At 71.3% G+C, this 19,822-nt stretch carries 18 protein-coding genes; 15 read left to right on the top strand and 3 right to left on the bottom strand.

The genetic code is table 11. The features are described 5' to 3' along the window. The first annotated feature begins 72 nt into the window (after positions 1-72). The 10 genes from ACQEVI_RS12850 to fbaA all read left to right on the top strand — a co-directional run bounded on the left by ACQEVI_RS12850 (position 73) and on the right by fbaA (position 9,208). Positions 73-1,077: a Bug family tripartite tricarboxylate transporter substrate binding protein gene (locus ACQEVI_RS12850; protein ID WP_432899171.1), complete on the top strand. Its 1,005-nt coding sequence runs from the start codon at positions 73-75 to the stop codon at positions 1,075-1,077. Then, entirely contained in the window at positions 1,074-1,679 is a 606-nt protein-coding gene (locus tag ACQEVI_RS12855; RefSeq protein WP_432899173.1) for a tripartite tricarboxylate transporter TctB family protein, read from the top strand. The genes ACQEVI_RS12850 and ACQEVI_RS12855 overlap by 4 nt, the downstream gene beginning before the upstream one ends. Then, positions 1,672-3,207 carry a tripartite tricarboxylate transporter permease gene (locus ACQEVI_RS12860; RefSeq protein WP_432899175.1) on the top strand — a complete coding sequence of 512 codons (1,536 nt, stop codon included), beginning with the start codon at positions 1,672-1,674 and terminating at the stop codon, positions 3,205-3,207. Before ACQEVI_RS12855 ends, ACQEVI_RS12860 begins: the two co-directional genes overlap by 8 nt. Positions 3,208-3,250: 43 nt before the next feature. Next, a complete protein-coding gene (locus tag ACQEVI_RS12865) occupies positions 3,251-4,027 on the top strand; it encodes an SDR family NAD(P)-dependent oxidoreductase (RefSeq protein WP_432899178.1) in 777 nt (258 codons plus the stop codon). 73 nt (positions 4,028-4,100) lie between these two features. Beyond that, a complete protein-coding gene (gene pyrE / locus ACQEVI_RS12870) occupies positions 4,101-4,676 on the top strand; it encodes an orotate phosphoribosyltransferase (protein ID WP_377136327.1) in 576 nt (191 codons plus the stop codon). 81 nt (positions 4,677-4,757) lie between these two features. Beyond that, complete coding sequence (locus ACQEVI_RS12875) at positions 4,758-5,486, top strand: hypothetical protein (protein WP_432899181.1); 729 nt, start codon at positions 4,758-4,760, stop codon at positions 5,484-5,486. Positions 5,487-5,554: 68 nt separating this feature from the next. Continuing rightward, positions 5,555-6,331, top strand: a complete 777-nt coding sequence (locus ACQEVI_RS12880; protein WP_432899184.1) for an HAD-IIA family hydrolase — start codon at positions 5,555-5,557, stop codon at positions 6,329-6,331. Positions 6,332-6,381: 50 nt separating this feature from the next. Then, a complete protein-coding gene (locus tag ACQEVI_RS12885) occupies positions 6,382-7,368 on the top strand; it encodes a DUF368 domain-containing protein (protein WP_432899187.1) in 987 nt (328 codons plus the stop codon). A 5-nt stretch (positions 7,369-7,373) separates the two neighbouring features. Next, positions 7,374-8,021 carry a TrmH family RNA methyltransferase gene (locus ACQEVI_RS12890; RefSeq protein ID WP_432899190.1) on the top strand — a complete coding sequence of 216 codons (648 nt, stop codon included), beginning with the start codon at positions 7,374-7,376 and terminating at the stop codon, positions 8,019-8,021. A gap of 167 nt (positions 8,022-8,188) precedes the next feature. Continuing rightward, a complete protein-coding gene (gene fbaA / locus ACQEVI_RS12895) occupies positions 8,189-9,208 on the top strand; it encodes a class II fructose-bisphosphate aldolase (protein WP_189668681.1) in 1,020 nt (339 codons plus the stop codon). An 86-nt stretch (positions 9,209-9,294) separates the two neighbouring features. Here the strand turns inward: fbaA and ACQEVI_RS12900 are convergent, their stop codons facing one another. Further along, positions 9,295-9,777, bottom strand: coding sequence for an STAS domain-containing protein (locus tag ACQEVI_RS12900; protein ID WP_432899193.1), 483 nt, complete (start codon positions 9,775-9,777; stop codon positions 9,295-9,297). Positions 9,778-10,035: 258 nt separating this feature from the next. Between ACQEVI_RS12900 and ACQEVI_RS12905 the strand changes: the two genes are divergently transcribed. Then, complete coding sequence (locus ACQEVI_RS12905; RefSeq protein ID WP_432899196.1) at positions 10,036-12,390, top strand: SpoIIE family protein phosphatase; 2,355 nt, start codon at positions 10,036-10,038, stop codon at positions 12,388-12,390. A 138-nt stretch (positions 12,391-12,528) separates the two neighbouring features. On the opposite strand, the gene ACQEVI_RS12910 is transcribed toward ACQEVI_RS12905, so the two are convergent. Next, positions 12,529-12,933 (bottom strand): STAS domain-containing protein, encoded by a 405-nt coding sequence (locus ACQEVI_RS12910; protein WP_432899199.1) that lies wholly within the window; start codon positions 12,931-12,933, stop codon positions 12,529-12,531. 141 nt (positions 12,934-13,074) lie between these two features. On the opposite strand from ACQEVI_RS12910, the gene ACQEVI_RS12915 reads away from it, so the two are divergent. The 3 genes from ACQEVI_RS12915 (at position 13,075) to purD (ending at position 16,221) form a co-directional block, all read left to right on the top strand. Continuing rightward, positions 13,075-13,518 carry a DUF3151 domain-containing protein gene (locus tag ACQEVI_RS12915; RefSeq protein WP_432899202.1) on the top strand — a complete coding sequence of 148 codons (444 nt, stop codon included), beginning with the start codon at positions 13,075-13,077 and terminating at the stop codon, positions 13,516-13,518. 74 nt (positions 13,519-13,592) lie between these two features. Further along, entirely contained in the window at positions 13,593-14,885 is a 1,293-nt protein-coding gene (locus ACQEVI_RS12920) for an adenylosuccinate synthase (protein ID WP_432899205.1), read from the top strand. A gap of 49 nt (positions 14,886-14,934) precedes the next feature. After that, positions 14,935-16,221, top strand: coding sequence for a phosphoribosylamine--glycine ligase (purD, locus tag ACQEVI_RS12925; protein ID WP_432899208.1), 1,287 nt, complete (start codon positions 14,935-14,937; stop codon positions 16,219-16,221). A gap of 16 nt (positions 16,222-16,237) precedes the next feature. Here the strand turns inward: purD and ACQEVI_RS12930 are convergent, their stop codons facing one another. After that, entirely contained in the window at positions 16,238-18,526 is a 2,289-nt protein-coding gene (locus tag ACQEVI_RS12930) for a substrate-binding domain-containing protein (RefSeq protein WP_432899211.1), read from the bottom strand. A gap of 63 nt (positions 18,527-18,589) precedes the next feature. On the opposite strand from ACQEVI_RS12930, the gene ACQEVI_RS12935 reads away from it, so the two are divergent. After that, positions 18,590-19,702: a LacI family DNA-binding transcriptional regulator gene (locus ACQEVI_RS12935; protein ID WP_432905921.1), complete on the top strand. Its 1,113-nt coding sequence runs from the start codon at positions 18,590-18,592 to the stop codon at positions 19,700-19,702. Positions 19,703-19,822: the final 120 nt, after the last annotated feature.

The raw sequence follows: 19,822 nt of genomic DNA on the forward strand, positions 1-19,822 counted from the left end.
GGGCGACGTGGCCGGTAACCGGCTCACCCTCTCGCGACTTTCAATCTGCCGCATCCGCTCAAAGGAGAAGACATGCGCGTCATGCGAACCGGGGCTGCCCCGTTCGGGATAGTTCTGGCCCTCACCCTCGCGGGCTGCTCGGCCCTGGAGGCAGGCGGTGGTGGTGGCGGCGACGCGGCCATCGACGACCTCAGCATCGTGGTCCCGGCGGGTCCGGGCGGCGGCTGGGACCAGACGGGCCGTGCCATGCAGGCCGACATGCAGGAGGAAGGGCTGGTCGGCAACGCGACGGTGACCAACGTCGACGGTGCGGGCGGCACGGTCGGCCTGGCGAACATCGCCAACGCCACGGACCCGAACACCCTGCTCGTGATGGGCCTGGTCATGGTCGGGGCTGTCGAGACCAACGAGGCGCAGGCCCGGATCGAGCACACCACCCCGATCGCGCGCCTCACGGAGGAGCAGGAGGTCATCGTGGTCCCGGCGGACTCGCCGTACAAGAGCGTCGACGACCTCGTCGAGGACATCACGGAGAACGGCAAGGACGTGTCGATCACCGGCGGGTCCGCCGGCGGCACGGACCACATCCTCGCGGGGATGCTGCTCCAGGCCTCGGGCATGCCGTCGGAGCACATCGCGAACAAGCTGAACTACATCGCCTACTCGGGCGGTGGCGAGTCGCTGGCGGCGCTGCTCGGCAACAACGTGAGCGCGGGCATCTCGGGTGTCAGCGAGTACGCCGAGCAGGTAGCGGCCGGCGAGGTCCGTGCGCTCGCGGTGTCCGGCGAGGAGCGCGTCGACGCCCTGCCCGACACCCCGACCCTCACCGAGGCCGGGTACGACGTCGTCCTCACCAACTGGCGTGGCGTGGTCGCCCCGGGCAACATCGAGGAGGCCGACAAGGAGGCGCTGACCACCGCCGTCACCGAGCTCGCCGGGTCCGAGGCGTGGCAGGCCACCCTCGAGGAGAAGGGCTGGGACGACGCCTTCCTCGCGGGCGACGAGTTCGACACGTACCTCGAGGGGAACATCTCTGAGATCCAGGTGGTGCTCCAGGACATCGGTCTCATCCAGTGAGGCCCGACGACGCGGCGCCCCTCGCGCCCACAACACCGGGTGAGCCGACGGCGGAGGCCGGCCCTCCGCCGTCGGACAGGCTCGAGCCGGGGGCCGCAGGGCCGCCGCGCCGTCGATGGGGCGAGCTCGTCCTGGCCGTGGCCACGACCGTGCTCGGCGTGTACGTGCTGGTTGCCGCGGGGAGCATCACCGTGCCCAGCTCGACCAACACGCTGGGGCCGCGGGCCTTCCCGTACCTGGTGGGCGGGCTGCTCACCGTCATCGGCGTGGTGCTGGTCCTCCTGGTCGTGAGCGGCCGGGGCGGTGAGGAGGAGGGCGGCGAGGACGTCGATCCCACCGTCCGCACCGACTGGCTGACGGTGGTCCTGCTCGTGGTCGCCCTGGTGGTCCACGTGTTCCTGATCAACGTCATCGGCTGGCCGTTCGCCGCGATGGTCCTGTTCGCGGCTGCCGCGATGATCCTGGGCGCGCGCCCGTGGTGGCGCGCGGCCCTGGCCGGGCTCGTGCTGGGCCTGGTCGTCCAACTGATCTTCGGTGGGCTGCTGGGGCTCTCGCTCCCGCCCGGCCCGCTGCTCGAAGGGGTGCCGTTCCTCCATGGATAACTTCTCCGCACTGCTCGAGGGGTTCGCCACCGTCCTGCACCCGGTCTACCTGCTGTGGGCACTGCTCGGCGTGTTCATCGGCACGGCGGTCGGCGTGCTGCCGGGCATCGGCCCGGCCATGGCCATCGCACTGCTCCTCCCGCTGACCTACACGCTGGAGCCGACGGCGGCGATCATCACCTTCGCCGGCATCTACTACGGCGGCATGTACGGCGGCTCGACGACGTCGATCCTGCTCAACACACCCGGTGAGTCCGCCTCGATAGTCACGGCGATCGAGGGCAACAAGATGGCGCGCGCCGGGCGCGGCGCCGCGGCTCTCGCCACCGCGGCCATCGGCTCGTTCGTGGCGGGCACGATCGCCACGGTCGCGCTCACGTTCATGGCGCCAGTGATCGCCGACGTGGCGGTCCAGCTGGGCGATCCCGACTACTTCGCCCTCATGGTGGTCGCGTTCATCACCGTGGGCGCCCTGATCGGGTCCTCGGTCCCGCGTGGCCTCGCGTCGCTCGCCCTCGGCCTGTTCCTCGGGCTGGTCGGCACCGACACCCTGACGGGCCAGCAGCGCTTCACGTTCGGTGTGCCCAACCTGGCCGACGGGATCGACGTCGTGGTGGTCGCCGTCGGCCTGTTCGCCGTCGGTGAGGCCCTGTACGTGGGCTCCCGGATGCGGCACGGACCGATCAAGGTCATCCCGATCGAGAAGGGCTGGCGCTCCTGGATGAAGCCGGACGACTGGCGTCGTTCGTGGAAGCCGTGGCTGCGTGGCGCGGCCATCGGCTTCCCGGTGGGCACCATCCCGGCGGGCGGGGCCGACGTCGCGACGTTCCTCTCCTACGCGTCCGAGAAGCGGCTCGCCACCAAGGAGCGCCGCAAGGAGTTCGGCAAGGGCGCCATCGAGGGCGTGGCAGGTCCGGAAGCCGCGAACAACGCCGCCTCGGCGGGTGTGCTGGTCCCGCTGCTCACCCTCGGCCTGCCCACGACGGCGACCGCGGCGATCATCGTCGTCGCGTTCCAGTCCTACGGCATCCAGCCCGGCCCGCAGCTCATGATGAACGAGTCCGCGCTGGTGTGGGCGCTGATCGCGAGCCTGTACATCGGCAACCTCATGCTCGTCGTGCTGAACCTGCCGCTCGTGGGCATGTGGGTGAAGGTGCTGCGCATCCCGCGGCACTACCTCTACGCGGGCATCCTCATGTTCGGCGCGCTCGGTTCCTACGCGCTGAACTTCTCGCCGGTCGACGTGCTGCTCCTGGTGCTCATCGGCGCCGCCGGGTTCTTCATGCGGCGCTACGGGTACCCCGTCGCACCGCTGGTGGTCGGCATGATCCTCGGCCCGATGGCGGAGGACCGGCTGCGCCGTTCCCTCGCGATCAGCCAGGGCGACCTGAGCTACCTGGTCGCCAGCCCGTTCGCCGCCTCGGCGTACATAGCGATCGCGGTGCTGCTGGTCGTGGGCATCTGGCTGAAGCGCCGAGAGCGCGCGACGGGGATGGCGCCGATTGCGGCCGACGGTGACGACAGGTGACAGCGACCGGTTGACAGCGCGGCACGGCCGGTAGGGTGCGGTCATGGGAACCGCTCTGATCACCGGCGGGTCCGCCGGCCTGGGACTCGAGTTCGCGCGGCAGCTCGCGGCGGCGGGCCACGGCCTCGTGCTCGTGGCCCGCGACGAGGAACGGCTGAAGCAGGTCGCCGAGGAGCTCCGCGCCGCCCACGGCGTGGCGGTCGAGGTGCTCCCGGCGGACCTGTCGGTGCCCGACGACGTCGCGCGGGTCGCGCAGCGGCTCGCCGTCGTCGGTGGCGGGCCCGAGGACGGCGACCTGCCGCCCGTGGGGCTGCTCGTCAACAACGCGGGCTTCGCCACGAGCGCGAGCTTCACGGCGGGCCGCGTCAGCACCGAGCACCGGGGGATCGACGTCATGGTGAAGGCGGTCGTGGAGCTGAGTCACGCCGCCGTCGGGCAGATGCTCGAACGGGACCGGGGCGCGATCCTCAACGTCGGCTCGGTGGCGGCCCTCACCGCCGGCGGCACCTACGCCGCGGCCAAGGCGTACGTGCGGACCTTCACCGAGGCCCTCGCGGTCGAGCTCACGGGCACCGGCGTCACCGCGACCCTGCTGTCCCCGGGCTTCACGCACACGGAGTTCCACGAGCGGGCAGGCATCTCCAAGTCGGCGATCCCGGAGTGGGCCTGGCTCGACGCCTCCGACGTCGTCCGGGTGGCGCTGGAGGACGTGCGCCGCGGCGTCGTCCTGTCCACACCCTCGGTGCGGTACAAGGTGGCCGCCGCCGCGCTGCGGGCGGCGCCGCGCTGGGCCGTCCGCGCGGTCGGCAAGTACCGCTGACCGACGGCGGGGCCCGGCGCCCCCGGGGGCCACGGCAGCCGGAACCGCGCCCGCCGCGACGTACCCTTGCACCGTGAACGCTGACTTCTCCCCGACCCCGCGCGAGCAGCTGGCAGAGCTCATCAAGGAGCTCGCCGTGGTGCACGGCAAGGTGACCCTGTCCTCCGGCAAGGAGGCCGACTACTACGTCGACCTGCGCCGGATCACGCTGCACCACCGGGCGGCCCCGCTCGTCGGGCACGTGCTCCTGGACCACCTCGAGGAGGTGGGGCTGGGCACCGCTGAGATCGACGCGGTGGGCGGGCTCACCCTCGGCGCCGACCCGATCGCGGACGCGCTGCTGCACGCCGCGGCCTCCCGCGGCCAGGACCTGGACGCGTTCGTGGTGCGCAAGGCCGCGAAGGCGCACGGCATGCAGCGCCAGATCGAGGGCCCGGACATCGCCGGCCGCAAGGTGGTCGTCGTGGAGGACACGACGACGACGGGCGGGTCGCCGATCGCGGCGATCGAGGCCGCCCGCGCCGCGGGCGCCGAGGTGCTGGGCGTGGCCACGATCGTCGACAGGGCCACCGGTGCGGGCGAGAAGATCGAGGCGCTCGGTGTGCCGTACCACTACCTCTACGGCCTGCAGGACCTCGGCCTCTCCTGAGCTCGCCAATACCGTAGTCCGGCCTTCTCGATATCACTTCCCGCGAAGACTTTTGCCTAGCCCTACTGTATCTTTAGGTTCATGGGGCCATTTGTCGCTTTAGTCCTGCTCGTCATCGGGCTGGTGGTGTTCACCATTGCCGCGGTGCGGATGATGAAGCGCGGGCGCTCGCAGGACGTCGCCCAATGGGCAGAGGCGAACGGGTGGGAGTACATCGGCAAGGATCCGGCGCTCGCCCAGCGCTGGAGCGGCCGGCCGTTCGGCATGGGCCTGGACCGTGAGGCCCGCGACGTGATGCGAGGGCACGTCGACGGCCACGACATCGTCTCCTTCACGTACACGTGGCGCACGGGCTCGCCCGACGCCGACACGCGGCGAGCGGGTCTGCGCCGCATGGCGCACGTCGTGGCGCTCGACGCGCTGCCGGGCGAGCCGGTCGTGGACCTGTCGCCAGAGGGCCTCAGCGAGAAGTGGCAGAAGCTCTTCGGTGCGCAGGACGTCCAGATCGACAACCCCGCGTTCGACGGCCAGTGGCTCGTGCGTACCTCCGACGAGTACTTCGCGCGCCGGGCCCTCGACGCACGTCTCGCGAACATCGTGATGCTGCCCGACTTCCACGGGTCCCGGCTCCGGATCGAGGGGCCGTCGATCATGCTGTGGCGGCCCGGCCGCACCGACGTGACGACCCTGACCGAGCGGGCCAAGCGTGTCGCGGAGGTCGCGCGGATCGTGCTGCCCATGGAGAAGGGCGGACCGCGCTTCGAGTCGGGCGGGACGATCGACGGCTACGGGATCCCCGGGCTGACCTGACCCGCCCCGGCGTTGCCGCACGAGCCCGCGCGCAAGGGCTTCCGGTGCGAGCCACTAGGCTGGCGGCCATGATCGAGCGGACCACCGAAGCCTGGCTCACGGACATGGACGGCGTGCTGGTGCACGAAGGCACCGCCCTCCCCGGCGGCCCCGAGTTCATCAAGGCGTTGCGGGACAAGGAGCTGCCGTTCCTCGTCCTGACGAACAACTCGATCTTCACGCCACGCGACCTGCGCGCCCGGCTCGCCTACAGCGGCATCGACGTGCCGGAAGAGAACATCTGGACGTCGGCCCTCGCCACCGCCCAGTTCGTCGCCGACCAGATCCCGAACGGCAGCGCGTACGCGATCGGCGAGGCGGGCCTGACGACGGCGCTGCACCAGGCGGGCTACACGCTCACCGAGTCGGACCCGGACTACGTGGTGCTCGGCGAGACCCGCACGTACTCGTTCGAGGCCATCACGAAGGCGATCAGGCTGATCGTCGGCGGCGCCCGGTTCATCTGCACCAACCCGGACGTGACCGGCCCCTCGCAGGAGGGCCTGCTGCCCGCCGCCGGATCGGTGGCCGCGATGATCACCGCCGCGACCGGCCGCCAGCCCTACTACGTGGGCAAGCCGAACCCGGTGCTGTTCCGGTCGGCGCTCAACCTGATCGGCGCGCACTCGGAGTCGACGACGATGATCGGGGACCGCATGGACACGGACATCCTGGGCGGCATGGAGGCCGGCCTGGAGACGTTCCTGGTGCTCACCGGGTCGACTTCGGCAGAAGAGGTCGAGACGTACCCGTTCCGCCCCAGCCACGTGGTGAACTCGATAGCGGACATCGTCGACCTCGTCTGAACGGGGCGGGCGGTGTGCCTCGGCCCTGGTCGTGCCCATAGGCTTCGCACGTGACCAGCCTGACGCACGACGACACCACGCGCCCCGGTCCGGGTCGCCGCCACGCCTCACCGTCCAGGAAGACGCCGTGGTCCGCTGCGCCGGGCAACGCCGTGCGCGGCGGAATGGTCGGCGCGGCCGAGTCCGTCCCCGGTATCTCCGGCGGCACCATCGCCCTCGTCGTCGGCCTGTACGACGGCCTGCTCGGCGCGGCGAGCCAGCTGGTGCACGCGGGACGTGAGCTCGTGCAGGGCGTGGCCCAGCGACGTGGCCTGCGGCCGGCCGCTGTGGCGCTCCGCCAGATCGACTGGCCGTTCCTCGTCCCCGTGCTCGCCGGCATGGTGGTGGTGCTGCTCGTCTCGCTGAACACCATCGCCCCCCTGCTCGAGTCGAACCCGGTGCCGATGCGCGCGTTGTTCTTCGGCATGATCGCTGTCTCGATCAGCGTGCCGCTGCGGATGATGCCGCACCGGTTCCGGCTGCTGGACGTCGCGCTGCTCGTGGTAGGTGCGGTAGCCGCCTTCTTCCTCACCGGGCTGCCCGCGGCCGAGCTCGCCGATCCGCCGCTGTGGCTCGTGTTCATCGGCGCGGCGGTCGCCATCAACGCGCTCGTGCTGCCGGGCGTGTCAGGGTCCTTCGTGCTGCTCGCCATGGGCCTGTACGTCCCCGTCCAGGAGGCCCTGCACGACCGCGACCTCGCGTTCGTCGGCACCTTCATGCTCGGCGCCGCGGTCGGGCTGGGGTCGTTCGTCAAGCTGCTGCACTGGCTGCTGGAGCACCGCCGTCAGGGCACCATGGCGCTGCTCGCCGGCCTCATGCTCGGCTCGCTGCGCGCGCTGTGGCCGTGGCAGGACGAGACCGGCGGCTTGATCGCTCCCCCGGGCGACGTCGTCGGCCCGGTCCTGCTCGCCCTCCTGGGCGCCGCCGTCGTGGCCGTTGCGATCTGGTGGGAGTCCCGACGCGCCCCGCTACCTGCCGCACCAGCTGCGGCGGAGTGACCGGCGTGCCAGGTGAGCCCGTCGGGCCGGTGGTCGAGCCTGTCGAGACCCAGATCGGCGTCGGCCCCTGGTCCGGACCGCTGCCCGACGACCCGCGCTACGACCCGGAGCTGCTCGCCGAGGGGGACCGCCGGAATGTCGCCGACCACTACCGGTACTGGTCCGTCGAGGCGATCGTCGCCGACCTGGACACGCGCAGGCACCCGTTCCACGTGGCCATCGAGAACTGGGCGCACGACCTCAACATCGGTTCGGTGGTCCGCACCGCCAACGCGTTCAACGCGGCGGGCGTGCACATCGTGGGCAGACGCCGGTGGAACCGCCGCGGTGCCATGGTCACCGACCGGTACCTGCACGTGACGCACCACCCGGACGCCGAGGCGCTGGCCGAGTGGATGCGAACGGCGGCCTCCGGCGGGCTGCCGATCGTCGGCATCGACAACGTGCCGGGCTCCGTGCCGATCGAGGGGTACGCACTCCCGCGGGAGTGCGTCCTGCTGTTCGGCCAGGAGTCCACCGGCCTGACGGCGGAGGCCCAGGCCGCCTGCGACGTCGTCCTGCACATCACGCAGTTCGGCTCGACACGGTCGATCAACGCGGGAGCCGCTGCCGCCATCGCGATGCACGCGTGGGCCACGCAGCACGCCTCGTAGGCGTCCGAGGCGGCGGACAGACGAAAACCACAGTGTTTCGGTCGTTCGACTGTCGAACGGCCGCACACGGCCACCTGTGGATCGTGGCAAGATCGAAGGTGCATACCCGGGCGGCCTTGGACACTCTTTGCGACCGCCCATCTCACCAGTCGTTTGGAGTTTCGCAGATGCCCATCGCAACCCCTGAGGTCTACGCCGAGATGATCGACCGGGCGAAGGCCGGCAAGTTCGCCTACCCCGCCGTCAACATCACCTCGTCGCAGACCATCACTGCCGCACTTCAGGGCTTTGCCGAGGCGGAGTCCGACGGCATCATCCAGGTCTCCGTGGGCGGCGGCGAGTACGCGTCGGGCTCGACGGTGAAGGACCGCGTCTCGGGCTCCCTGGCACTCGCGGCCTACGCGACCGAGGTCGCCAAGGGCTACGGCGTCAACATCGCCATCCACACGGACCACTGCACGGCCGACAAGCTCGACTCCTGGGTCAAGCCGCTGCTCGCGATCGAGGCGGAGCAGGTCAAGAACGGCGGCCTGCCGACGTTCCAGTCGCACATGTTCGACGGTTCCACCGTGCCCATCGAGGAGAACCTCGTGATCGCGGCCGAGCTGCTCGAGCTGTCGCAGGCGGCGCGCACGATCCTCGAGATCGAGATCGGCGTCGTCGGTGGCGAGGAGGACGGCCACATGGCCGAGATCAACGACAAGCTGTACACGACGGTCGAGGACGGCCTGGCCACGGTCAAGGCGCTCGGCTCGGGCGAGAAGGGCCGCTACCTGACGGCCCTCACCTTCGGCAACGTGCACGGTGTGTACAAGCCGGGTGCCGTCAAGCTCCGCCCGGAGATCCTGCTCGACATCCAGAAGGCCGTCGGCGCGGAGATCGGCAAGGAGAACCCGTTCGACCTCGTGTTCCACGGTGGTTCGGGTTCGACGGCGGAGGAGATCTCCGCGGCCGTCGACAACGGCGTCATCAAGATGAACATCGACACCGACACGCAGTACGCGTACACGCGTCCCGTGGTCGAGCACATGTTCAAGAACTACGACGGCGTCCTGAAGATCGACGGCGAGGTCGGCAACAAGAAGGCCTACGACCCGCGCGCCTGGGGCAAGGCTGCGGAGGCCGGTATGGCCGCCCGCATCGTCGAGGCCTGCCAGCAGCTCCGTTCGGCCGGCCACAAGATGTGAGCATTCCGCTCACGTGATCGGTAAAAGGTCAGGTGGTCGGCAGCTCGAGCTGCCGACCACCTGACCTTTTACCGATCACCTGGCAATCAGGACGCCGGAGGGCCGCCCACACCTGCCGGGGCCGGCGCGTCGCCGGACGGTGGTGGGCCCGTCGGGCCGTCGTCGTCCAGCTCGAAGCCCGGGTCCTCGTCCACGATGTCGAGGAGGTCGCCGATCCGGGTCACCTCCAGCAGGAAGCGCACCGTCGGCGGTGCGCGCAGCACGCGCACCCGGTGCGGGCTGCGGCTCGCGAGGCGCGCGAGGAACGCGACGCCTGACGAGTCCATGAAGGTCACGTGGTGCGCGTCGATCTCGACCGGGAGACGTGACTCCTCGGCCGCTGCGGTGGCCTCGTGCAGATCGCCGCCGATATCGGCGTCGATCTCCCCGGACAGGACGATCCGTGCACGCGAGCGGCCCACGATGACGTGGATACTGGCGGGATCACCGATCTCTGGGGTCTTGTGGCCGGGGTCCTGGGGGCTCCCGCCCTGCGGACCGCGCGGGGGGTCGTAAGTTCCGTCCTGCACGGTTCTCCTTCCGGGAGCAGTGGTCGTGGCGCTGTGTCGGTCCGATGATAGAGGTTGAGGTTCAGATCTCGGACCGTCCCAATCTACGGTTGAATGTCCTGCTGGAACAGCACCTCGAGCAAGAGATACCGTTGGGAGGGCATTTTGACCGATTCATCCGGTCTAACACCGTCCTCTCCGCCGCCACGGCACCCCGGCCTTTCCGTATTCGGCCTCGGTCCGACTCAGGACGGGACAAAGAACGGTAGAGCCGACGGCGTGTCGAACGAGACGCCTGCCGGAAACGGCTTCGACGCCGGCCTGCCCGCGACTCCTGCCGCCGCGAGCGTGCCCCCGAGCATCCCGTCGAACCCGCCGTTCGGCGCCTACCGGACGTCCGGCGCGGAGCCGCGCAGGCACGCCCCGAGCACCGGCATCCCGCGCACCCTGCCGCCGTCGGTCGGTGACGTGATCCTGCGTGCCGCGGTGAACGTGGGCATTCCCGTGTTCCTCACCGGGCCCACCGAGGACGGCATGCCGATGCTGTGGGCGAACCGCGCCTTCGAGTACTACGCGGGCGTGCGGTTCAACGACTTCGCGGGCTACACGGTGCGGCGCCTGGGCGAGATGCTCGTCGAGCCGCAGGACCTCGAGCGCATGACCGAGCTGGTGAACGCGGGCCAGGAGGTGCACGCGACGGTTCGGTCCCACCTGCGCGGCGGCACGAACGGCTGGGCCCAGCTGACGCTCACCCCCGCCCGCGCGGGCCACAGCGACCGCATCACCCACTGGATCGGGTTCAGCGTGGATGTCTCCGACCACATGGAGCAGCACGCGGCCCAGCTCGCGAGCCTCGAGGTCGAGCGGCAGCAGCGCGAGGACCTCGACCTCATCGCACAGACGACCGAGATCCTCACCGACCTCGAGTACCCGTACGCGCTGCGCGACATCGCGGAGCTGCTCCAGTCGATGGTGCGCTGGGCGGGCTTCTACGTGAACGACGACGGCCTCAAGCACGCAGCGGGTATCGACGTCGCGGCGCCACCCAGCGGCCGCGGACGCCGGCACGCGCGGTACATCGAGGGCGACAACATCGCGGACAAGTCCCTGCGCCGCCGCCCGTCCGTCGACGCCCTCGGCGACTCCGTGACCACCGGTCCCATGCCCATCCTGGAGGTCGTCGACTCGGTGCAGGACGTGCTCGACGGCCTGATCGACGGCCCCGTCCTGCTGCACCTCGACATCCCGCACGCGCCGCACTCGGCGTCGGGGTGGCTGCAGCGCGACCTCACGCTGCGCCTCGCCGACGAGCTCGGCAAGGCACCCGACTCGGTGGTGGTGCACCCCGTCGCCGGACGGCGGGACGTGCTCGGGCTGGTCGTCATCGTCCCGGACGAGGAGGAGCCCGGCGACTACGTCGAGGCCGACGAGCCGGACACGCTGCGCACCGTGGTGGAGGTCGTGGCCCGCCGTGCGGGCAGTGCCATCGACAACGCGCGCATGTACGCGCGGGAGCACCGCCTCGCCGAGACCCTGCAGCGCGCGATGCTCCCCGAGCAGGCGGACGTCGCCGGGCTCGACGTGTGGACCTACTACGCGCCCAACGCGGAGCACGCGCAGGTGGGCGGCGACTGGTACGACGTGCTGCAGATCTCGCCGGAGCTCGTGGGCCTGGTGATCGGCGACGTCGTGGGGCACGACGTCGAGGCCGCCGCCACCATGGGCCAGCTGCGTTCCGTGGTGCGCTCGTACGCGTTCGAGCTGTCGACACCGAGCCGCGTGCTCGAACGTGTGGACCAGCTCGTCGCGGGCATGGGCATACCGCGCTCGGCGAGCATGGTGTACGCCTCGCTGAAGCGCGAGGAGGAGCCGGACGTCTGGACCATCGGCTACTCGCGTGCGGGGCACCTGCCGCCCCTCCTGCTGCGTGCCGGGCAGGTGATCAAGCTGGACGAGGGCGGCGGCGCGCTCGTCGGCTTCGGGTCGCGCGAGCGGACGACGGGCGAGGCGCGTCTCCAGCCCGGCGACACCCTGCTGTTCTACACGGACGGCCTCATCGAGCGGCGCGACCGGTCCCTGCGGCTCGGCCTCGAGGCGCTGCTGGAGACGGCGTCGGCCATCACGGCGCGCGACGCCGCCGGCGTGGGCGAGGAACTGCTCTCGCGCCTGGCCGACGCGCCGGAGGACGACGTCGCGATCGTCGTGGTGCGGATCCCCGACCCGACCGGCGACGCGGGCGAGACCGCCCTGTCACCGCGGTGGCGGCGCTGGATGCTGCCGAGCGAGCCGTCCTCGATCGGCCGGGCCCGGCACGCGGTGCTGCGCACCTGCCAGGCATGGGGCATCGAGGAGTCGGCGCAGGCCGAGCTCGTCGTGTCGGAGCTGGTGGCGAACGGCGTGCTGCACGGCTGGGGGCACATCGCGCTGCGTCTCTACGACACGGGCGACGGCCTGCGGATCGAGGTGGAGGACAACAACCCGGCTCCGCCCGTGGCGACCGACGGGCACCCGAACCGCCTGGGCGGGTTCGGCATGCAGATCGTGGACCGCCTCGCCGAGTGGGGCTGGCGTCCGTCGGGCAGCGGCAAGCTGGTCTGGGCGAAGCTCCGCCGCCAACCGACCCCGCCGAAGTAGGTAGGTCCGCAACGCGGACCTGTCAGACTCTGGCGCACGTGTCAGACACACAGGTCACCCGAGTGACTTGTAGGTCTGACACGTGCGCGGGCGTCTGACAGGTCGCCGCCACGCGGCACCTTGGGCTTGGATAACGTTTTACGCGCTGGACACGTCGCGGCGCGATAACGGGGAGCCGTCGTCGTCCCGCGAGGTCATCACCGCAAAACCCGAGTCGGGAGCCGAGGGCTCGCACGAGTGCTCGTCGTCGATGCGGAAGAGCTCCATCGCACCGCACACCTCGAGCACGAACAGATCGCGCTCGTCGGCCCCGCGGATCACGGTCGCGCCGCCCCGCTTACGGCCGGCGTCGGCCAGCGAGATGAGGAACGCGGCGCCTGTCGAGTCCATGAACGTGACCCGGCACATGTCGATCACGAGCAGCTGCCGGCGCAGGCCGACGACGCGCGCTGCGATCTCCGGGAACTGGTCTCGTTCGGCGAGGTCGAGGTCGCCGGCGATCACGAGCGTCGTCGTCGTGGGAGACGTCGCGATCTCGATCATGTGTCGAGCGTAACGACTGTTGCCCGATCGCACCGGATGAAAGGCAAAATTCACCGTCCTGGCCGCCGTTGCGGGCAATCCGGTGCGGCCTGGTTTGTCCATCTGCGCCCCAGAAGGGTCCGGAAGTGTGAGGATCTGAGCATGAGCACCCACGACAATCTCCTGCAGGGGCCGGCCCCCACCCTGCTTCCCGACGACTTCCCGGCCGCCCGTGAGCGCCTGACCAGCGGTGACGACCCGGTCGACGTGGCGGCGGAGGCCCCGGCGTCGTCCCTCGTCTGGGCGGTCCTCGCGGAGGGTGCGCTCGCGACGGGCAGCGCCTCCGGCAACGTCGAGGCCTACGCCTACGCCCGGACGGGCTACCACCGCGGCCTCGACGTGCTGCGCCGTGCCGGCTGGCGCGGGCAGGGCCCGATCCCGGCGAGCCACGCGCCGAACCAGGGCTTTCTCCGCGCGCTTCTCGCGCTCTCCGAGGCGGCCCACCTCATCGGCGAGGAGGACGAGGCGGAGCGCTGCGCCAAGTTCCTGGTCGACTCCGGCACGTCTGTGGACGAGGTACGCGCCCTCACGTCCACCACGAAGTAGACTCGGGCGCGGCCCGCGGGCGCCATCGTGCGCACGACGCGGGCAACCCGAGCAATCCGAGAAGGTGGAGATCCATGCCAGGCGTCGTGCTCGTCGGGGCCCAGTGGGGCGATGAGGGCAAGGGAAAGGCGACGGACCTCCTGGGCTCCCGCGTCGATTACGTGGTCAAGTTCAACGGAGGGAACAACGCGGGGCACACCGTCGTCATCGATGACGAGAAGTACGCCCTGCACCTGCTGCCGTCCGGGATCCTGTCGCCGGGCGTGGTGCCGGTCATCGCCAACGGCGTGGTGGTCGACATCGAGGTCCTGTTCGAGGAGCTCGACGCGCTGATCGCGCGCGGTGTGGACGTCTCCCGCCTGCTCGTCTCGGGCAGCGCGCACATCATCGCGCCGTACCACCGCACGATCGACAAGGTGACGGAGCGGTTCCTCGGCAAGCGCCGCATCGGTACCACGGGCCGGGGGATCGGTCCGGCGTACGCCGACAAGATCAACCGCGTGGGCATCCGCATGTGGGACCTGTTCGACGAGAAGATCCTGCGCGCCAAGATCGAGGGCTCGCTCGACCAGAAGAACCACCTGCTCGTGAAGGTCTACAACCGCCGCGCCATCACCGTGGACGAGACGCTCGACGAGCTGCTCCAGTACGCCGAGCGCCTGCGGCCCATGGTCACGGACACCGCCGTCGAGCTGGACAAGGCCATCCAGGCGGGCAAGACCGTCCTGTTCGAGGCCGGCCAGGCGACGATGCTCGACATCGACCACGGCACCTACCCGTTCGTCACGTCGTCGAGCGCGACGGCGGGCGGCGCGGTGACCGGCTCGGGCGTCGGGCCCACGCGGATCGACTCCGTGATCGGCGTCATCAAGGCCTACACGACCCGCGTCGGCGAGGGCCCGTTCCCCACGGAGCTGTTCGACGACAAGGGCGAGTTCCTGCGCAAGACCGGCGGCGAGTACGGCGTCACCACGGGCCGCGCGCGCCGCACCGGCTGGTACGACGCCGTGATCGCCCGCTACGCGACCCGGATCAACGGGCTCACCGACATCGTGCTCACCAAGCTCGACGTGCTCACCGGCATGGAGAAGGTGCCCGTCTGCGTGGCGTACGACGTCGACGGCGTCCGCTACTCCGATATGCCCACCGACCAGACGGCCTTCCACCACGCGAAGCCGATCTACGAGGAGTTCGACGGCTGGTGGGAGGACATCTCCAAGGCCCGCTCCTTCGAGGACCTGCCGCCGAACGCCCAGGCCTACGTGAAGGCGCTCGAGGAGATGTCGGGCACCCGGATCTCCGCGATCGGCGTCGGCCCCAAGCGTGACGAGATCATCCCCGTGCACGACCTCATCCACAGCCGCTGAGCGCGTCCCGTACCCACTCAGAGAACCCATCAAGAGAGCCCTCCGCCACGTGAAGATCCTCGTCATCGGGACCGGTGCCCGCGAGCACGCCATCATCCACTCCCTGCACCGGGAGACCGCGTCCGGGTCCGCCGCCCACGAGCTGCACGCGGCGCCCGGCAACCCGGGTATCGCCGGGCTGGCCACGCTCCACAAGGTCGACCCGCTGGACGGGACGGCAGTGGCGGCGCTCGCCGAGCGGGTAGGCGCCGAGCTGGTCGTCGTCGGCCCCGAGGCGCCGCTCGTCGCGGGTGTCGCGGGCTCCGTCCGGGCGGCCGGCATCCCGGTGTTCGGGCCGTCCGGCGAGGCCGCACGGCTCGAGGGCTCCAAGTCGTTCGCCAAGGAGGTCATGGCTGCCGCGGGCGTGCCGACCGCCATGGCGCACGTGTGCACCGACGTCACGGAGCTCGCCGCCGCGCTGGACGCGTTCGGCGCCCCGCACGTGGTCAAGGACGACGGCCTGGCGGCCGGCAAGGGCGTAGTGGTCACCGACGACCGCGCGGCAGCGTTGGCCCACGGCGAGGCCTGCCTCGCGGACGGGGGCACGGTGGTGGTCGAGGAGTACCTCGACGGACCCGAGGTCTCGCTGTTCTGCGTGTCCGACGGCGCGAAGGTGGTCCCCCTGGTCCCCGCGCAGGACTTCAAGCGCGTCGGGAACGAGGACGAAGGTCCCAACACCGGCGGCATGGGGGCCTACAGCCCGCTGGGCTGGGCACCGTCGGGCCTCGTCGACGAGGTGATGGCGCGCGTCGCCCAGCCGACCGTCGACGAGATGGCCCGGCGCGGCACGCCGTTCTCCGGCGTCCTGTACGTGGGGCTCGCGCTCACCAGCCGGGGCACGCGTGTGGTCGAGTTCAACGCGCGCTTCGGCGACCCGGAGACCCAGTCCGTGCTGGCCCGGCTCCTGACGCCGCTCTCGGAGGTCATGCTCGCGGCGGCCCTCGGCAAGCTCGCCGAGCTGGAGCCGCTCCGCTGGCGCCGGGAGGCCTCGGTGACGGTCGTCGTCGCGTCCGAGGGCTATCCGGAGCTCGCCCGGTCGGGTGACCCGATCACGGGCATCGAGGACGCCGAGTCGCTCCCCGGCGTGCACGTGCTGCACGCCGGTACCGGCCTCTCCGAGACCGGCGAGCTGGTCAGCGCCGGCGGCCGCGTGCTGTCCGTCGTGGCCCTGGGCGCCGACCTGGCCGACGCCCGGCGCCGGGCCTACGAGGGTGTCGCGAAGATCGACCTCAAGGGCTCGCACCACCGCACGGACATCGCGCTGAAGGCGGAGCGCGGCGAGATCACCGTCCCGTAGCCCGGTTGGACGCGAGTCAGCTCGTCACCCCCCGGCGTTCCCGCACCGGCATGCCCGTGACGTCCATCAGCACGCCGATCATGCGGGCACGGATGCCCGCGTCGTCGGTGACGGTGGTGGCGCGGCAGCGCACCCACATCTCGCGGCCGTCGGCGGCGAGCAGCCGGTGCTCCAGGTCGAGCGGCTCGGCGGCCCCCGCGAGCTGCCGGGCGATCGCTGTCTGGACGGTCCGCACGTCCTGGGGGTGCACCCGTCCGGTCCACTCCTCGATACCCGTGCACGTGGCGTCGTCGGGCAGGCCGACCAGGGCGCGCCAGGTGCGGGAGTAGAAGACCTCGCCGGTGGCGATGTCCCAGTCCCAGGTGCCCTCCAGCGCAACGTCCTGGACCAGGGCGTTGCGCTCGACCTCGGTGCGCAGGTCGAGCACGAGCGCCCGTTCCCTGGACGCGGCCTCCGCGAGCGCCGCCTGCTGCCGCTGCAGCGAGGTGAGGCGGTCCTCCCGGTCGAGCGCGACGGCGACCATCGCCGCCCAGTGGTCGTACTTGTCGCGGGAGCTGGTGGCATGGATGTCCACGCCGCCGCCGATCGCGAGCATTCCCCAGTCGCTCTGGTCGAAGGTCACGGGTACGACGAACACCACGCCCTCGCCGGCGAGGGCGTGGGGCGGGAACTTGCTCACCGGCACGTGGCTGCCCACCAGGGCGGTCGCCTTGCGGGAGGCCGCTGTGGTGCCGACGATCTCGAGCGTCCGTGCCCCGTTCACGGGCCCGGACGACGGCGACGCGCCGGGGGCCGGCGCACCCTCGGGGTTGGTCCACAGGGCGAGCGTGGCGGGGCCCGGATGCCCCCGTGGGAGCCAGGTGAGGGCGCGGATCGCCCGGCCGTCGGCGTGCAGCAGGTCGAGGTCGAGCTCGTACTGCTCGGTGATCGTGCGTTCGAGCCGGCCGGACCGGGCCAGCAGGGTCTGCGTGCACCCGGCGCTGAAGGCGACGAGGACGTCGGTGCCGGTCTGCGTGACCGCGCGGGCGCGGGCGGCGCGGCTGGGGGCGCGGGGTGCCTTGGCCACGGGGTCGCTGCTCCCGCCGACGGCGCCTGGCCGCTCGCCGGCGACCGTCGGCACCTGTCCCTGTCTGACCTGCTGGCGAAACTCCTCCTCGACCGACCGCAGTGCGGGGATGAGCTGTTCGATCGCCTCGGGGTGGGGCCGTAGCGCTCGTGTGCTCTCGGCGAGGCTGGTGAGCGTGGCCTGCGTGGGCGGCTGGCCCAGGACGGCCGCGCTGCGGAACACGCGCTGCACGCCGCGCAGCCACGAGTCGAGGTCGGCGCCGGGTCCGAGGCGGGCTTCCGCCCCGTCGAAGGTCGCGCGGGCCACCTCGCCGAGCCGCCGCCACGCCGTCGAACCCTCCTGGGCGGGCAGCCCTTCGACGAGTGCGCCGGTACGCGCGTCGAGGCAGCCGCACGACTCGCGTGTCACGAGCGTCGAGCGGGACAGGTGCTGCCCGGCTACGCGTTCGCCCCGGATCCGGGCGAGCAGCAGCGAGACGGCGAGCTCCCCGACCTGGTCGTGGTGCGGGTCCACCGACGCGAGCCGGGGCCGTACGCGGGCGCCCGCCTCGGAGTGGTCGAACCCGACGATCGCCTGGTCACCCGGGAGCGACAGGCCCTGGGCCTGCAGCGCGCGGGAGAACCCGATCGCGTTGCGGTCCGTCGCGGCGAAGGTCGCCGTCGTCGGCAGCCCTGGGCCGCCCACGACGGCCTGGGCGACGGTGGCGGCGCTCGCCTCCTGGTTGTCGGCGGTGCGGTAGAGCCACTCGGGCCGGGGCGTGATGCCGTGCGCGAGCAGCGTGGCGAGGTAGGCCTCGTGGCGCTGGACTATGTCGGCCTGCCGCAGGCTGCCGAGGAACCCGATCTCCCGGTGTCCGTGTGCGATGAGGTGTTCGACGGCGGCGCGTGTGCCCCCCTCGTTGTCCGGGGTCACCACGGGGGCGTCGATGCTCGTGGTGCGCCCGCTGATCAGCACGACGGGCGTGCCGTCCTCCTCGATCCGGAGCAGTGTCGCCTCGTTCACGGCCGAGGTGATCACGATGACGCCGTCGACCTGGCCGAGGCTCACGGACGCCGTACCCGGTGGCCGGTCCGGGAACTGCTCGCGTTCCAGGTCCGCCGGGTACGTCTGCACCGCGACCACGCGGTGCCCGTCCGGTCGGACGGTGCGCGCGATCCCGGCGAGCACCCGTCCGAAGTAGTAGCCGCCGACCACGGGGGACAGCACCCCGATCACATACCTGCGCTTTCCGATAAACATGCAAATACACCCGTCTTCGTTGACGCTGTGCAAAATTCACCCGAGGGTGCATGCTACGTGGTTATGGTCCCAACGTCGCGACCGAATGATCCGGAACTGTCAGAATTTTCGACTCATCGGCGCCGGCCGACGATTGTTGACGTCGCCAGGGCTGCCGGCGTGTCCACGGCTGTCGTCTCGTACACCCTGAACGGGCGCAGCGGGGTCTCGCCGACGACCCGTGAACGGGTGCTCCGGGTTGCGGACGAGCTCGGCTGGCGTCCCGCCACGGCTGCCCGGTCGCTCCGCAGCGGCCCTGCGGCGGCGGCCCTCGTCGTGGTGCACGACCAGCCTTTCGGCACCCGTGCCGCGTTCCCGCTCGACCTCGTGGCGGGCGCGCTCCAGACCCTCGGCCCGGACACGCTCACGCTCGCCGTGCACGTCGCGGAGTCGCCGGCGGACGCCGCCCAGCTCATGGACCGCTGGTGGACCGAGCGTCGCTACGCGGCCTTCGTCGTCACCGGTGTCCGGAGGGACGATGCCCGGCTCGCCGCCCTGCGCACCCTCCCCGCGCCGACCGTGGTGGTGGGTGCGGTCTCCGACGGCGCGCCCGCCACCTGGCAGCACGTGGTGCTGGACGACGGGGACGCCTTCGCGCAGGTGGGTGTCTTCCTCGCCGAGCTGGGGCACCGCCGGATCGCGATGGTCGCCGGGTCGGAGCACCTCCTTGCCCCGGTCCGCCGAGCCGCTGCCCTGGAGGCGTCCCTCGTGCCGTACGGCATAGAGCTGCGCACGGTCGCGGGCGACGGCCCGGAACGGGCGGCGGCCGCGCTGCGCCCGCTGCTCTCGGCGAGCGACCGCCCCACGGCGATAGTGACCGACGACGACGCCACCGCCGGGCTGGTGCTGGACGTCGCCCGGCGGCTGGGCCTCGGTGTGCCGTGGGACCTGTCGGTGGTGGCCGGGACCGACTCGCCGGCCTGCTACCTGACGACGCCGTCGCTCACCGCGGTGCCGTACCCCGTCGAGGAGCTCGGCCGGGCGACCGGCTGGGCGCTGCGCGCGGCGCTCGGCACCGCCGTGTCCCGGCGCGCGGTGGGGGTGGACCCGACGGAGGGCGAGGCGCCGCCGTCGGGCACCGTGTCGGTGGGCAGGCTCGTCGTCCGCGGCTCGACGGCGCCCCCGGCCGGCGATTAATCGTTTAAGGCGATTCTGCTGGAGTCAAACGGTAGGCAAAGTTGCGACATGCCACGGCGGAACGAGCCGCCGTGGTGCGTGTGTCGCCATCCGGCCGTCTGTGCCGGTGCGGGACGCGCT

It is taken from the genome of Promicromonospora sp. CA-289599 (genome assembly GCF_050936155.1).
Classification (GTDB): Bacteria; Actinomycetota; Actinomycetes; order Actinomycetales; family Cellulomonadaceae; genus Promicromonospora.

Bases quoted from the DNA above. Each gene is read 5' to 3' on its own strand.
- ACQEVI_RS12850 (WP_432899171.1), top strand. From the start codon at position 73: ATGCGCGTCATGCGAACCGGGGCTGCCCCGTTCGGGATAGTTCTGGCC.
- ACQEVI_RS12860 (WP_432899175.1), top strand. From the start codon at position 1,672: ATGGATAACTTCTCCGCACTGCTCGAGGGGTTCGCCACCGTCCTGCAC.
- ACQEVI_RS12865 (WP_432899178.1), top strand. From the start codon at position 3,251: ATGGGAACCGCTCTGATCACCGGCGGGTCCGCCGGCCTGGGACTCGAG.
- ACQEVI_RS12875 (WP_432899181.1), top strand. From the start codon at position 4,758: ATGGGGCCATTTGTCGCTTTAGTCCTGCTCGTCATCGGGCTGGTGGTG.
- ACQEVI_RS12880 (WP_432899184.1), top strand. From the start codon at position 5,555: ATGATCGAGCGGACCACCGAAGCCTGGCTCACGGACATGGACGGCGTG.
- fbaA (WP_189668681.1), top strand. From the start codon at position 8,189: ATGCCCATCGCAACCCCTGAGGTCTACGCCGAGATGATCGACCGGGCG.
- ACQEVI_RS12910 (WP_432899199.1), bottom strand. From the start codon at position 12,933: ATGATCGAGATCGCGACGTCTCCCACGACGACGACGCTCGTGATCGCC.
- ACQEVI_RS12915 (WP_432899202.1), top strand. From the start codon at position 13,075: ATGAGCACCCACGACAATCTCCTGCAGGGGCCGGCCCCCACCCTGCTT.
- ACQEVI_RS12920 (WP_432899205.1), top strand. From the start codon at position 13,593: ATGCCAGGCGTCGTGCTCGTCGGGGCCCAGTGGGGCGATGAGGGCAAG.
- ACQEVI_RS12930 (WP_432899211.1), bottom strand. From the start codon at position 18,526: ATGTTTATCGGAAAGCGCAGGTATGTGATCGGGGTGCTGTCCCCCGTG.
- ACQEVI_RS12935 (WP_432905921.1), top strand. From the start codon at position 18,590: ATGGTCCCAACGTCGCGACCGAATGATCCGGAACTGTCAGAATTTTCG.